This is a genomic window from Ferroplasma sp., assembly GCF_031200575.1.
Taxonomy (GTDB): domain Archaea; phylum Thermoplasmatota; class Thermoplasmata; order Thermoplasmatales; family Thermoplasmataceae; genus Ferroplasma.
On the sequence record NZ_CP133597.1, the window covers coordinates 1,484,382 to 1,499,753 of the forward strand.

12 protein-coding genes and 1 tRNA gene are annotated in these 15,372 nt (G+C 41.6%); 1 reads left to right on the plus strand and 12 read right to left on the minus strand.

All coding sequences use genetic code 11. From position 1 onward, the window contains the following. Window positions 1-227: 227 nt before the first annotated feature. The 8 genes from RE471_RS07865 to RE471_RS07900 form a co-directional block, all read right to left on the minus strand. Complete coding sequence (locus RE471_RS07865) at window positions 228-2,234, minus strand: xanthine dehydrogenase family protein molybdopterin-binding subunit (RefSeq protein ID WP_309214295.1); 2,007 nt, start codon at window positions 2,232-2,234, stop codon at window positions 228-230. Continuing rightward, window positions 2,231-2,710, minus strand: coding sequence for a 2Fe-2S iron-sulfur cluster-binding protein (locus tag RE471_RS07870; protein ID WP_309214297.1), 480 nt, complete (start codon window positions 2,708-2,710; stop codon window positions 2,231-2,233). Before RE471_RS07870 ends, RE471_RS07865 begins: the two co-directional genes overlap by 4 nt. After that, window positions 2,707-3,561, minus strand: coding sequence for a xanthine dehydrogenase family protein subunit M (locus RE471_RS07875; protein ID WP_309214298.1), 855 nt, complete (start codon window positions 3,559-3,561; stop codon window positions 2,707-2,709). The genes RE471_RS07870 and RE471_RS07875 overlap by 4 nt, the downstream gene beginning before the upstream one ends. A gap of 421 nt (window positions 3,562-3,982) precedes the next feature. Continuing rightward, entirely contained in the window at window positions 3,983-4,318 is a 336-nt protein-coding gene (locus tag RE471_RS07880; protein WP_309214299.1) for a Rieske (2Fe-2S) protein, read from the minus strand. Window positions 4,319-4,408: 90 nt separating this feature from the next. After that, window positions 4,409-4,481 (minus strand) — tRNA-Gly (locus RE471_RS07885). A 61-nt stretch (window positions 4,482-4,542) separates the two neighbouring features. Next, the gene (locus tag RE471_RS07890) at window positions 4,543-5,487 is read right to left on the minus strand and encodes a hypothetical protein (RefSeq protein ID WP_309214300.1); all 945 of its coding nucleotides are present in this window, start codon (window positions 5,485-5,487) and stop codon (window positions 4,543-4,545) included. A 103-nt stretch (window positions 5,488-5,590) separates the two neighbouring features. Next, a complete protein-coding gene (locus tag RE471_RS07895; protein WP_309214301.1) occupies window positions 5,591-6,508 on the minus strand; it encodes a GNAT family N-acetyltransferase in 918 nt (305 codons plus the stop codon). Further along, window positions 6,498-7,544, minus strand: a complete 1,047-nt coding sequence (locus RE471_RS07900) for an L-threonylcarbamoyladenylate synthase (protein WP_309214302.1) — start codon at window positions 7,542-7,544, stop codon at window positions 6,498-6,500. The genes RE471_RS07895 and RE471_RS07900 overlap by 11 nt, the downstream gene beginning before the upstream one ends. Before the next feature lie 149 nt (window positions 7,545-7,693). Between RE471_RS07900 and RE471_RS07905 the strand changes: the two genes are divergently transcribed. Further along, window positions 7,694-10,087: a M1 family metallopeptidase gene (locus RE471_RS07905; protein ID WP_309214303.1), complete on the plus strand. Its 2,394-nt coding sequence runs from the start codon at window positions 7,694-7,696 to the stop codon at window positions 10,085-10,087. Here RE471_RS07905 and RE471_RS07910 read toward each other — a convergent pair. The 4 genes from RE471_RS07910 to RE471_RS07925 are packed head-to-tail and all read right to left on the minus strand — an operon-like array spanning window position 10,084 to window position 15,001. Next, a complete protein-coding gene (locus tag RE471_RS07910) occupies window positions 10,084-11,373 on the minus strand; it encodes a TldD/PmbA family protein (protein ID WP_309214304.1) in 1,290 nt (429 codons plus the stop codon). The genes RE471_RS07905 and RE471_RS07910 overlap by 4 nt on opposite strands. A 4-nt stretch (window positions 11,374-11,377) precedes the next feature. Then, window positions 11,378-12,757, minus strand: a complete 1,380-nt coding sequence (locus tag RE471_RS07915) for a TldD/PmbA family protein (protein WP_309214305.1) — start codon at window positions 12,755-12,757, stop codon at window positions 11,378-11,380. 2 nt (window positions 12,758-12,759) lie between these two features. Continuing rightward, entirely contained in the window at window positions 12,760-13,839 is a 1,080-nt protein-coding gene (locus RE471_RS07920) for a CBS domain-containing protein (protein ID WP_309214306.1), read from the minus strand. Window positions 13,840-13,843: 4 nt separating this feature from the next. Beyond that, window positions 13,844-15,001, minus strand: coding sequence for a beta-eliminating lyase-related protein (locus RE471_RS07925; protein WP_309214307.1), 1,158 nt, complete (start codon window positions 14,999-15,001; stop codon window positions 13,844-13,846). Window positions 15,002-15,372 lie beyond the last annotated feature (371 nt).

The following is a 15,372-nucleotide window of genomic DNA, read 5'->3' on the forward strand; positions in this document are numbered from 1 at the left end:
AAGATAATTCATATTTATATTTAACATTTATGAGAAAGTGGATTTCTGGGAATCTTTAATAGGATATAGCATAACCTATTGCATCTACCAGTGACCGATATAACTTACCTATTACATAAGTTTGTGAATTGGTGATCAGCCTGTTGATTCCTTCACTATAAACAGCCATGCACGGCAGAAGCATAGAAGATTAATTACGGTATCAAGAAAAGAGTTAAAGAATAAAATTATAAACTGTCGAAGAGCAATTCCCTGCTTATGGGCATTACATTTATTCTTTTGTGTATCTGTGTCTCCAGTGACCTGGCAAGGCCTTCCGGTATGCCTATCATGGGAGATTCTCCAAGGCCCTTTGCGCCATCCTTGAGCACCGAGGGATTTTCCACGATTTTGATGTCAAATTCAGGGGTATGTTCTGCTGTAAGTACACCGGAATCGGTAATGCTGGTTGTCATTAACTGCCCCTCCTCAGAGTATCTCAGTGTTTCAGAAAGCACCTCTCCAATGGCCTGAAGTGCGCCTCCCTCTGTCTGCCCCATTACATTTGCAAGGTTCAGCACCTTTCCAAGGTCATAGTAAGCCCCGATTTTCAGGTATTCAAAGTCACCCATTTCATTGATTTTTGAGGTAACAATATTGAAGTTTACCTGGTTGTCGTTGTAGTCAAAGTTATAGAATGATGTCTGGTCAAAGTCATGTGATAGCAGTATTTCAGGAGAGTATTTCCCGTATTTTTTCTCAACCTGTTTTTTCAGCTCCTCGGCAGCCTGCATAAGCACAGACCCATGTGTCATGGCGGATTTTGATCCCCATGTCCCGACGCCTTTCGGCAGTGTTTCGGTATCCTGAAGGTCCAGTGATATGGAGTCCTGCTCTATATCCAGCTCCTCGCTGAGTATGCTTTTTACAAACATTTCATGGCCCTGGCCTGAAACATTCCCCCCAAGGTATGTGTGCACCTTTCCATCCTTTACAATAATTCTTGCACTTTCGCCAGGTGCAGTATCCTCATCCAGTATGAAAAGTGATATGCCCACGTGCTCTTTCTTCGCCAGTTCCCTGTAATTGAAGTATCTGAGTGCATCTTCCAGGAATGGCTTTGTTGGGTATCTCATTTCAAGCCCCAGTGGTGATTTGAATGGCTTCTCCAGTGCATTTTTCAGCCTTATGTCTGCTATATCCATGTTCAGCTTATCAGCCAGCAGGTCCATCATCCTTTCCATCAATATGGATGCCTCCGGTTTTCCAGCACCGCGGTAGTATCCATTGGGAGCCTTGTTTGTTATTACATACTTTCCTGTGAGGTGTGCCTTTTCTATGTGGTACGGGCCGGTTACCTCATGTATTACATTCCCCAGGTCAACAGCCGCAGCATCAACAAGATATGGCCCGTTGTCAAGAAGCACCTCACCGTCCAGCCCTGTAACTGTACCGTCCTTCTTTGCATAGAGGGTTAGGGTGCCTTCAACTCCACGCCCGGCATGGCATGCCTGCAGGTGCTCTGTCCTGGTTTCCTGCCACTTGACAGGTTTTCCATACTTCATGGATGCGTAGCATGCAATTATGTATTCCGGATAGAATAGGGCCTTTACACCGAAGGCACCGCCGTTGTCAATCAGGAAAACCCTAACTTTCTCTGGAGGCAGCCCAAGGGATTTTACTATTCCTGTTTTCGACCTGACGATAGACTGTGATGGCAGGTATACATTCAGTATCCCATCCCTGTAATCGGCAACTATTCCCCTTGTTTCCATGGGATTTGCAGATACGCGGTCAAGAAGTATTGTATCGGTTATCTTCACATCATAATCAATATCCTTTTCACTGAACTTTACCCCGACATCCTCCACTGCCAGGACGTTATCCTTTCTGTCAGGATAAATCGGTGCCTTTTTCTTTGCGTCATCAATGCTGGATATTGCTTCAAGTGGATCATAATCCACCGTTACTGTTGAAAGCAAATCCTCAGCCTCATACCTGTTTTTCCCGAATACGGCAGCAACAGCCTGCCCCTGGTAGTTCACCTCGTCAATGGCAAGCACTGGCTCCCTGTGGTCACCCTCTGCAATAGTGTAATACGCCTTCAGGTCCTTCGAGGTCAGCCCGCCCTCAACACTTCTGATTTTTGCCCTGGCGTATGGACTTCTCACAACTGACATATAGAGCATGTTATCGAGCTTTATATCATCAAGGTACCTGCCCTTTCCATTTGCAAACCTATCAAGATATGTCATTTGGCAACCGCCTCCTTACCATTTATTTTCTCATTTGCCTTCTTTATGGAGCTTATAATTGACACGTAGCCGGTGCATCTGCATAGATTGCCTGCAAGGCTGCTTTTTATGTAATCATCACTGGGGTTTTTGTTCTTCCTGAGCATGTAAAGGCTTGTCATGATCATTCCTGGAGTGCAGAACCCACACTGTAGCCCGTTCTCCTCCACAAAGCTTTCCTTCACCTTTGTGAGTTCTGTATCTCCCTCATTCTCTATTGTTTCTATCTCATGCCCATCTGCCTGGACTGCCAGGACCGTGCATGACTTCACAGCCTTTCCATCCATTAATACAGTGCATGCCCCGCAGTTGGTGGTATCACACCCTATATGTGTTCCTGTGAGGCCAAGATCATCCCTGATAAATGTAGCAAGAAGAGTTCTTGGCTCAACATCTTTTTTGTACTCCTTTCCGTTCACCTTAACATTAACCATCATTTCGGTACACCTCCTATTCCCCTAACTGCCCTTATAAACAGATATTTGAGCAGTTTTTCCTTAAACTTAACGCTTCCATTGTCATCGTCCACAAAGTCCGTCACCTTCAGAAGCAGTTCTGAGGCCTTTTCAAGATTGTCATCGCTCAGCTCTTTGCCTGCAAGGTACTCTTCAGCCTCCCTAGCCTTCAATGCTGTGGGGCCGCAGTTTGTGAGCCCTATTCCAGCCTTTCTGACCTTTTTTCCGTCCATGGAAAGATTTACTGCAATTCCCAGAATTGAAAAATCTCCGGCATATTTCTTGTATTTCATATATCTCCCTGATGAGCCTGTATCGGGTATTTTTATTTTTGTCAGTATTTCACCCTGTTCAAGTGCAGTTGAGAATGTATCAACGAAAAAGTCCTCAGCCTTCACTGTTCTCTTCCTGGTGGCTGATGAGATTTCAAATTCTGCATCCATTGCCAGCATTACAGCCGGAAAATCATTTGCAGGATCGCCGTGGCAGATATCACCGCCTATGGTTCCCCTGTTCCTTACAAGTGGATCGGCTATCTGCCCCGCAGCCTCACTGAGGGCTGGAAACTTCTTCCTTATGGATGAATTCTCAGCTATTTCAGATGTGCATACCATAGAGCCAATCTCCAGGTAGTTTCCCTGGAATGTTATGCCGTCCAGGCCCTTTATCCTTCCTATGTCCACAATCTCTGGAACAGATGTAAATCTCAATTTCAGCAGCGGTATAAGACTCTGCCCGCCGGCAAGCACCTTCGCATCCTCGTGTCCGCTTAAAAATTTTGCAGCCTCCTCTATGCTTTTCGGAGCATAGTAATCAAATTTGTCGGGAAACATAGTAATACAATAGAGAATTGTATAAAAACGTTATGGAAGAACCATTTCATTTTTTAAATGAAGAATTTAGTGATTATATAAGGTTACGATTTCTGTTAACCATGTTAACAAACCTCTTTATAAGTTATCATCTCTTTGATGCTCAAACTTCCTGGATACAATCCAATACCCCCTATCCCGTTGGCAAAAGCTTCAGGGATTGCTTTTTTTATAATGTTGTATGAAGCCTGTAGGTCAGCATGCATAAGTATTCCATTTGCTGACCTGAATACTCCTCTCTTTATCCTTTTTCCAGGGTAAGTTTCATGCTTCTCAATGCTTTCATTATCAAGAAAAGAGTTAATTGTATAAATGGTTATTTGAATTATTCATAATATCTATTTTAAATGATTTAATAATGGCATCTTAAAATAAGTAGGGATTAAATTCCGATCTCAATATTACCATTTTCTTCCCTAATTTCATATGCATGTAGATCCATGGCCTCCTTTCTGGTCATTGCCCGGAAGAAACCGTTGATATTTTTCATCACATGGCCGTTTTTAAGGTTGAATACAGCGTGGTGCTTTGGACATATGACATTGTTATTTTCAGTTTTGCCCTTTCCCAGGTCTCCGCCCATATGGGAACAGAGGCCGTCAATGGCATATAATTTATCATCTATCCGGGATACAAGGAATTTCTTTCCATCAATTTCAAAACTTTCGTGGCTTCCGTTATTTAATTTGTCAATGCTGCATACCGTTTTCCATTCCATGACTATCAAGTTAATATAAAAATTTGAGTATTTAAGCGCTTCTGTTTATATCCAAAAGAAGAAACAGAGGATCTTAAAAATAACTTCATATGCGAGTGCCGGGATTTGGACCCGGGGCACGAGCTTGGCAAGCTCGCGTGTTGCCAGGCTACACCACACTCGCTTTAACTCTAAAATACAACAGGGTATATATATTTTGACATTAGCCTGCGGCAGTACCTATTTCAAAGCATTGATATTATTAGATGCAGCACAACAATCGATACAGGGATTGTTATGTTGTCGTCTGCCACTTTATTGGATATGGATTCTGCGAAGGTCCCTCCCAGGGCATATATCGCAGAATAGAAATAGATAAAGAAGAATATGCCGAAGACAAAGGAAGGAATTAACATTGCCAGAAAGCCCGCTATAGATTTTTTCCTGTTGTAGAATAGCTTTCTGCTTCTTATTTTCATCCCTATAATTGTGGCGAGAGAGTCCCCAATCATTATCATGAATGCAGAAATATATATTAACGGAAGTGACCTTGTAAATGCAAGAACCAGCAAAAATCCTGCTGCGAGGTACATGGATCCTAATCCCAGTTTTGTGTCCTCCCTTTCCATGCGGTACACAATATCTGCCAGCCTGTTTTTATTATTAAGGTACAGAATATTTCCTGCAAGGTATATGAGCAGAACTGCAAGAAGTACCAGTACCCTTCCCTTTATCCCATCCAGAAAAAATATTAATATGGTAATTACACCGGTGGATATTTGAAAGTAGTCCCTATATGTTTCCCTTTTGATATCCTTGCCTTTTTTCTCATTGTTCATCAGATCGTATTTTTTCATATTCTTATCCAGGAACATGGATAGAAGGATTGATATTGATATTGCCGCGAAAACATACCTTACAGGAACAAAATTGCCGAATATTGCCATGACAATAAGTATAAAATCAACCGCAAATGGAAAGTAGAAGAATACCGTGTAAAGGTATGTACTTACCATCAAGGAAATAAGGTATATTGGCAGTATGTAAAAGGTTCCAGTAAGGTACACCATGATAGCCATAATCGGTATGGACACGGCTATTTTGAGGAGGAAAGATTCCCGATTTTTGGTTAGAAGGTAAACAAGTACGACCATGAATATGCCAAGATAGGCATAGTTGAATAATTCCATAAGAAACTGATTTATCACTTGGACTTAAATTTTTGTTTATTTTGAGATGCTTGGTTGCATTATGATTAGCCCATAAAGTGTTCGGCTGCATAGAAAATGCAAATTACTTTTTATAGGGCAGATAATATATTACCTCATCAGGATAATCGTCATAGACAAAACCATAGCGTTCATAGAAATCCCTTGCAAAATTTTCGGCGTTGACCCAGAGGAATACATAATGGAATGAGAGTGCCTTGAACCTGTTAAGGGCAGTGAAAAGAAGGTATTTCCCTATTCCCTTTTTTCTGTAGGACCTTTTCACAAATATTGACACTATGAATGCCCTGTCAAAGCCGAGCCTGGACGATACAACGCCACCGCTTATCCTGCCCTTGTTTTTCATGATAAATGAAACCTCCGGAATAATTTCACCGTATTCTCCATTGAACAGATTCTTTACGGTTTGAATCCTGTCCTCCCTTTTATCGCTGAACAGGTATTTGTCAGATGTGTATTTAAATGCCTCATATTCTGCATCGGAGTAAAGGTCCATGTTAAGGCCCTCTATTCCTGTTATGTCATAATTTTCTACAGTTTTCCTGTAGGAATATTTATTTAAATCAAGCACCATCCTTTTTCTTATAATGGTTTTGAATCCTAAAGTTTCAAGATATTTCTCGCTAATTTCATTCCCATTGAAAATCTGGTTCAGCATCAGCTTTTTTCTGGATTCCCTGGCTATTTCTATAAGCCAGTCAAAAAGTTCCTTGAGCCTTGCCTCCGTAATTTTTTTCGGGGATATAAATCCTATATCTGCATAGAGTCTGTCGCTCTTATCCGAGGAATCCATTACGTATGCATAACCTATAAATTCATTCTTATTCAGTATTATTCTGGATTTTATCTTATTTTCATTAAGAAGGTTGATTATACTGGTATAGCTTCCTCTTATATCTATATCGGGATACTTCTTTGAGAGAAAGTCGATCTCTTTTTTCAGTATAACGTCCCAGTTCAACCTGTAATTGTCAAGCTTCATTTATTACCTCATATATTTTATCTATATTTTCTTTATCCTTTATAATGAGGAAGCTGGCCTTTCTTATCCTGTTCATAACAGCAAAGCCTATGCCTGACTCTGGGAATGACTGAATTACACCGTATTTTTTACCCGATTTGTCAAGGACCCTGAAATCATAGAATAAATTATGAGCAACCTCGTAGATATCATCTCCCAGCACCAGGGTTTCTCCGGATGCATAATGTGAATTTTTTTCAGAGCAGAGTACAAGAAAGTCTTTAGATCTGTCTGATGAAATAAACCTGATGAAATCGCCTTCATTCTCTATCAGGAACATTTTCTTTGATGGAGCATAATGCCTGTATTTCAGCCCCGGGGTAAGTGCAACCTTTGACTGGCTGTAACCCCTGGCCAGGGGATCCACATATACCGGGCCTATCATTGATTCTATATCCTCAACTGTGAAGGCCCCCGCCCTTAGAAGCCTGTAGGGTTTCACGGTGCAGTCTATGATTGTGGATTCTACCCCGTACTTTACCCTCCCTGCATCTATGATAGCATCCACCCTGCCATCAAGCTCCTTTATGGCAGTTTCGGAATCAACTATGCTTGGCCTGGTTGAAATATTGGCACTTGGTGCAGCTATTGGGCCTGATGCATTGATCAGGTCAAGGGCTATCCTGTTGTCAGGGAACCTTATGCAGACCGTGTCAAGCCCTGCGCTTACGATGTCAGGTACAGCATCTTTCTTTTTCAGGAGAAGTGTCAGAGGAGATGGCCATACATTTTTCATTTTATCCCTTAAATCATCATCTATGTAAGCTACCAGATCCAGCATTTCCATACTAGATATATGAACTATTAGGGGATTGTCCGCAGGCCTCTTCTTGGCCACAAATATCTTTTTGCATGCATCCGGGTTAAATGCGTCAGCACCGAGGCCGTAGACGGTCTCTGTTGGAAACACAACAGTGCCACCAGACTTTATTGTTTCAGCGCAGTTATTTATTGAATTAAGGTAATTTTCACTGTTAATTTTTATTATTTCGGTCATGTTTGTAAATTGCAGAATATTATTTAACCTTAAACTGGGAGGGCAGGAATAATGAAATTTTTAATTATGCATGAAAAGCCATGAAAAATCACAATTTTTATGTTTTCATGCATTGGCAAAAATTATATGCAACCATATGATATGGCACCATGCAGATTTATAGTTATGATTTAGATATTGACATAGACAGTGAAAAATATGCCTATTCTTGCCATGAGATAATACACTTCACGGGCAATGAGGAGAAGTTGATACTCAATTCGGTAAATCTGAACATTAAAAAAATCAAGGTTAACAACAGCATAAAAAATTTCAAGGAATATAAGCAGAATCAGGAGATTGTGGTTGACGGGATAATAACAAAAGATTCTGTGGCTGAAATTGATTTCACAGGCAAAATACCTGAGGAGCTTCAGGGATTCTATCTTGCAAAGACCAGCAGTGGCGATATGTTTACAACGCAGTTTGAGTCCACAGGCGCAAGAAGGTTTTTTCCCTGCATAGACAACCCTGCATACAAGGCCACTTTTGATATTGCTGTAACAATCAATAAAGACCTTGATGCCATTTCCAATATGCCGGTTGATTCCACAGGGGAGAAGAATGGCAAAAAGGTGGTAAAATTTATGCAAACTCCGGTAATGTCAACATACCTGCTGTACCTCGGAATCGGAAAATTCGATGAAAGGTCAGTGGACATTCCGGGAGGCAAAAAGATAATACTTGCAGCCCAGAAGGGCCATTTAACAGAATCTAATTATCCCCTGGAAATCGCCAAAAAATCCATAGAGTATTATGAGGATTATTTCGGAATAGAGTATCCCCTTCCAAAGGAACATCTAATAGCCGTGCCGGAATTCGCTGCAGGTGCAATGGAGAACTGGGGAGCATTAACATTCAGGGAAATTTATCTGAATGTATCATCCTCCACAGGCGCGTCTGTGAAAAAAGCTGTTGGGGAGGTAATAGCCCATGAACTTGCACATCAGTGGTTCGGTGACCTGGTTACAATGAACTGGTGGGATGACCTGTGGCTCAATGAAAGCTTTGCAACTTTCATGTCATACAAGGCAATGAACCAGCTCGAGCCCGATTACGATATGTTTGCCGATTTTCTTGTAAGTGAAACTGCAGGAGCACTGGAAGGGGATTCACTAGTAAATTCACATCCCATAGAGGTTGAGGTAAAACACCCTGATGATATTTCCCAGATATTCGATGAAATCAGCTATGGCAAGGGAGGCAGCATACTCAGAATGATAAATGCCTTCGTGACCGATGATGTTTTCAGGGAGGGTCTACACCAGTATCTTGAAAATTTCAAGTACAGGAATGCCTCCGGATCCGACCTCTGGGAATTTATATCCAAGGTATCAGACCGCCCGGTAAGGAAGGTAATGGAATCGTTCATACAGAATATAGGCTACCCTGTAATAGAGATAAGGGAGGATAATGGAAAACTAAAGCTGAACCAGTACAGGTTCCTTCTCAATGGAAAGAAACAGAACGCACAGTGGAAAATACCGCTGACAATGAAATACACATCAGGGATCAGGAGCCAGATATTTGATTCTGACTCAATAGAGATAGATGATGCCAGGGGATTTATCAAACTCAATGACAGTGAAACTGGATTTTATAGGGTTATGTACTCAGATTCATTATATGATAATATAATAAAAAATATATCGATTCTTGACAACAAGGACATATTTGGAATCCTTAACGATTTACATGCATTCCTCCTTGCAGGAAAAATATCATTTGGGGATTATTTATCCAGGACAGCAAAGTTCATGGAACTGGCTGACCCGCTTATTATCAGGGAAATATCAAATGAACTGTTTTCCCTTTATTCCATATATCCAGAAAACAGGGACATAGTTAATGCAAATATGGAATACCTTTCTTCCAGGTTGAAAGTCCTGGGAGAGAGAAGGGAAAATGAAAACATAAATATTTCACTTGCAAGGGGCGTGCTGGCAAACAGGTATGCCATAATAAATAAGGGCTATGCAGAGGAGCTTTCAAGATTTGAGAAATCACTGAACGATACAGACCCCAATATGAGGCTTGCTGTGCTTACATCCATGGCCATAGTGCACAATGATGCGAAATCAATGCTGGAGACTCTGGAAGGATTTGACCAGGACGAGGACAGGGTGAAGGTAATCCAGGCCATGGCCATGCTTGGTGGAGAGGACAATTTCAGAACAATAGAGGAGGCAATAAAAAATAGAAAAATCAAGATGCAGGATTCCCTCAGGTATTATATGCTTGCAGCTGCCAACCCTGGCGCCAGGGAATACATATACAATAACCTGGAAAACATCATAGAAGGCATACAGAACGTTTTTGCAGGTTCCGGATATTCATCAAGGGTCATAGAAACAGTGGTTCCGTTTATAGGGCTCAACCACCCTGATGAAATCCAGGAAAAACTGGACAAAATAAATATACGTGAGATCAGCAGGGGAATCAAAAAAGGCATGGAGTACCTGAACATCTACATAAATTTCATAGAAAGAATGGGAAAAAATTAGAATCCCTTTGATATATTTACATTTTCAACCAGGGCATATGGCATAATTGATGCATGGATCTCGTCCCACCATTTTACATATTTTTCTTCCCTGGACAGTTCCCTTACATGCATCAGTATATTCAGAATTGAATCGCTTATCCTGATTCCCTCCAGACTTCCTGATACCTCGCCATTTTCTATAAGGAATATGCCATCCCTGGGTACCGTTGAGAATGTGCCATTGCTCTCGTCCTGGAATCTTGCATACCATGAGTTGTTAATAAGAAGCCCCTTCTTCATGCCGGCTATCATATCATCCGGATTTCCACTTCCACCGGCCATGTGAATCTGCCAGGGCATGGGTTGAATTATTCCGGCATTACCGGTGCTTTGATTGCCTGATTGCCTTCCTGTTGAATACGAATGCAGGTAGCCCTTCAGGATTCCATTTTCTATAAGATTTACACGGGATGTTGCTGTCCCCTCCTGGTCTACCGGTGTGAAGCCGGCACCCCTTTTATCCAGGGGATCATCGAAAATGGTGACATTTTTTGACGCCACCACTTGTCCCGCCCTATCCAGAAATGGGCTAAGCCCAGCATTTATGCTGTAGTATGACAGGAATTCCATATTGTAGGAAAGCACGGTCCCCATGGTGTATGGGGAAAATATAACATCGTATTTCCCCTCATCTATGGATGCTTTTTTATCCGTAAGTGTTGCTGTTCTCGCAGCTGACATGCCTGCCCCATAAGGATTTGCCGATTCCATGGAGTCCATTCCATAATGGAGGGCTTCCTGACCGCTGTTGCTTCCCTTAAATGCCCTTACTACAAGTTCAAGTGATGATTCTGAGTATTCCTGGTCGTTCCATGGAGTTATTACACGGTTTCTGAGGTTGTGAAGATATATTAATCCTGCTGCCCTGTCAGCCCCGCCGTCCCGGGCACCATGAATCATATCTCCTGCCATTCCATGTATATCTGCATTTCTGTATTCCTGAATATTATGATAGCTGAATTTTACCGGATTTATACCATAAAAATCTGGATTTTCAGGAGCATTCTCCAGCATATTTGAGAGTGCCCTGAGCTTGCCCTCCCACGATTCAAGGCTGTCAAGTGATGTTTCAACAATTTTCTTGCCCCTTGCAGCAAAAACGGTGTATGATGGGTTTGACCATTCACTGTCCAGGTCAATGGTGTTTTCCGAAAACCTTACCTCCTCTGTGGTACCATCCGTAACATTTATGGCAAACTCATCGCATATTTTACCCAGATTCTTCACAAATTTATCAATTTCCACCGGATCACTTCATATACATATTTCTGAGCCTGAGATGGGGTCCCCCCATCCACACAGGCACACCCTGTTCTGGATCCCCCTTGCCGCATATTCCAGCATGGAAAACCAGGTCATCACCGGCACCATCCAGGGATGAATAAAAGTTTACGGTATTGGTTTCCAGCACAGGCCTGCGCACCATAGATGTGATTTTTCCATTTTCGATCAGGTACGCCTCCTTTCCTACATATTTCTCATAAAACCTTGTATCATCTATGTTCCATTCCGTGAAGTTTTTCATGTAAATGCCGTGCCTTACATCCTCAATAAGTTCCTCAGGTGAAATATTTCCCGGCTCTATGTAGGTTGTGCTCATGCGGGCCAGGGGCTCCATATCCCAGTCCGATGACCTGCCGCCACCGTTGGCAGGCATTCCAGAAATTGCCGCACTCTCCCTGTTGAGTATATAACTGTCCGTATATCCATTTCTGTAAAGGTAGCGTTTACCAGATTTTATTCCCTCATCATCGTATTCATAGTATCCAAAGCTGCCCCTGATGGATGGATCGTCTATTAGATTTACATACTCAGAGCCTATTCTCGTTTTTCCGTCCCCTGCACCAATAAATGAACCCCCTGCCTGGGCGGCTTCTCTGCCAATTATTCTATCATACTCCATGGGATGCCCACCAGATTCATGTGCAACTATTCCTGATATAGAAGGGCCAACAACCAGGTCATACCTTCCCGGAGATGCCCTGCCTGCATGCAATGATTTCCTCAATTTTTTAATGTCATTGCCCACGAGATATGGAAAATCAAGTGAATCCAGATATTCATAGCCGGACGTTGAACCGTATTCCTCTGATGATTCCTCAAAGGATCCGGAATCCCTGATTCCAGCCATGTAAACAAAATAGATTCTGGAGTATTCACCTTCAATAAGGGTACCTGAAGTATTTGCATATGATTCCATGACAGTATCCTCTGAAAGATTTGTGAACCGTATGCTTGCACCGTTTTCCCCCATGATGCTGTCCATATCCTTTATAAATTCTATTTTCTGGCTATCGGGCACATCCATAACTTTTATCTTTCCAAGTTCTTTCCATGATTTTTTTATTCCCCCTGACATGTCTATTTTATTCTTTCCTGCTTTCATGGATTTTTCAACAAGCCTTTCCAGCTTTCCTCTGATAGAAGAAAAATCCTGATCATTGAAAAATGCCATGGCAATAGAATTATTGACACACCGGACAGCATAACCTGAACTCATGGATGTGTTCTGGCCGTCGAACTGGCCATTTCTATAGGAGTATGATTTCCCGGTGCTATCCATGTGCCGGACATCTGCAAATACTGCCCTGCCGGAAAGATATTCCAGTATATCCCCGGTATAATCCATTTTTACTTTCCCTTTATCCTGCTTTCATAGTTGTCCAGTATTGCCCTTATGCATTTGCCGTAGTTGTAACCGGAGCCATCATCCTCCATATGAAGTTTTGGGGTTATGAGTTTTGTCCTGACTGAATATTTGCCCTTTCCCTCTGTTTTGTATTTCCTGACATTGAAAAGGAGTTTACCATTGTTTCCAACAATTCTTGAGATGTTTGTTATGAATTTATCTGCCATGAAGTATGTTATATCGTACAGGTCCCTGTCCTGCTCATTTAAACCGGAGATCTCAATGTAGAAACCTTCCTCATTGCCGGTTTCTATGGAATTCAGAATATCTGTAATTCCAACAACCCCTGTGAGCCTGGAGTCCTTATCGACTATGGGTATGACATGCAGGTGGTTCTTAATCATCAGTGACGCAGTATCTGTTATGACAGAATCTTCACTGCTGCTGACAGGGTTGTCCATAAGTGATGATGCAACTATTTCAACTTTAGACTTCCCTGAGGTATATTCACCGTAGCTTATTTTCTGCTTGTCCATTATCACATTGTTGATTATTTCCTTCAGCCTGAGAATTCCGGCCAGTTTACCCTTAGATGTTACAGGTATTTCATACTCGTCAAGAGTTCTGATTTTCTGTGCTGATTCCTCTATTTCATCGTTAACATCCACTGATATGGCATCAGCTGTCATTATTTCAAAATTTTTTGTTCTATCTGCTCTGGGATCTATCTCAGACAGGTGCCTGATTAAATCCATCCTTGTTACAAGCCCGGTAAGCTTTTCTTTCTGGAATACTGGAAGGGCATTTAATCCACTTTCTTTTAAAAGTTTCACGGCATCCATTACATCCGCTTTTTCATCAAGCTTTGGGGCATTTATAGAAAAGTTATACACCCTGGAATTTGTCCTAACGCTTCCACGCCTCAGTATATTTTTGTATGTAAGCATGCTCACATATTTCCCACCGGACATTACAGGGAGCTGCTGTATGTCATTATCCTTCATCTTTGAAATTGCCTCTGATATCTTGGCATCGCTATCTATAACAATAAGGTCCTTCTTCATGATTTCTCCAACATTCATTGTATCACCAGAATCTAAGCTTTTTTTCTGTTATCAACGTGTTAATCTCTTCTGTCTTATTTAATTTATTGGATATGCCTGAAAGGGCATCTGCAACTACATCCATACTGTTTATGCCCCACCGTGTGATTTCCTGGGTTCCAATCCTTCCAAACCTGTCTATAATTATCCTGTTATTTTCCAGTTCCACGGAAAATGAATGATTATCAAATCCTTTTTTCCTTAGGAATTGTTCATCCAGCAGCAGCTGGTGGGTTTTACTTTCCTCTGTCCCGGGCAGCAGATTGAACCCGGCTTCCCTCAGATAAGTGGAGAGATTCTTCGTATTCTCAACAACCTTTTTTGCGTACTGCTCCCCATATTTTATCATTTCCTCCACAGCAATGGAAAGTGATGCAACACGTGACAGGTTGACATTGTCCATTGTATTGAATATGGTGTTTTCATTGATGTTACCGGCAATGTCTTCTTCATTTGTAATTATTATTCCTCCCTGGGGGCCGAAAAATGTTTTGTGGGTGGAACCATATACTATATCAGAATACTTCAATGCATCTGGCTGGAAGGCCTTCCCTGCAAGGAGCCCCATCACATGTGATGCGTCATATAAAACTTTTATTCCTGTTCTCTCCTTAATTTCATTTATTATTTTCATATTATACGGTTTTATGAACATTGACTGCCCCAGTATGAGAATTCCGGTACCGGTTTCCCTTATTTTTGCTTCCAGGGCATCGTAATCAAGATCAAAGTTTTTGTACGGTGCATCATGGAGCCTGTATCCAAGCACACGGTCAAGATGTTCCCTGGAATACCCGGGGTATCCTCCATCTTCCTCAGATACTGCCATGACATTTCTGTTGTGCCCCAGCACAGAGAGCAGGGATATTTCTGCTGCAATGTGGCCACTCAAGGGCCTTGACTCCGAATATTTGCTTCCAAAAAGTTTTTTTGTATTCTTTTCCAGAAGATCCAGAATGCTGTCGTAATATCCTGTACCGCCGTATGCATTGTATTCGCCAATATTTAAAGAGTATCTTGATGCCATGTCAGATGAAAGCGCTGCCCTGGCGTGTGGACTAAGAACGTTTTCAGATGCCTGTAGATTCAGTGTGTTATTTCTGTAAGTATTATATTTTTCAATGAGATCAGCTGTATCCATTGATGTGTATCCCATTTCATTATTATAATTTTTTTAGGAGCGATCCTGAAAACAATCCTTTATTATCCCCATATCACGGAATGCTAAACCGGTGTTTAGCATGAAGGTCATTTACATGATTTAACCATAACCACAATATTTCGATTAATGACGCAGGAAATCCTTCGCCCTGTATGATATACCCGCCAGATGGACGAGAGTAGATGGTTTATATGTTCCAGGTACCCATAAATTACTGGAAACTACCCTCGAATTTTCAATATGGAAATTATAAACGTATCAACATAGGTCATGGGTCTTTACATATGGACGGTTCAAAGGCAAATATAATTTATTTAATAGCTTTAGTCCCAGAGTTAAAACGAAAGGCA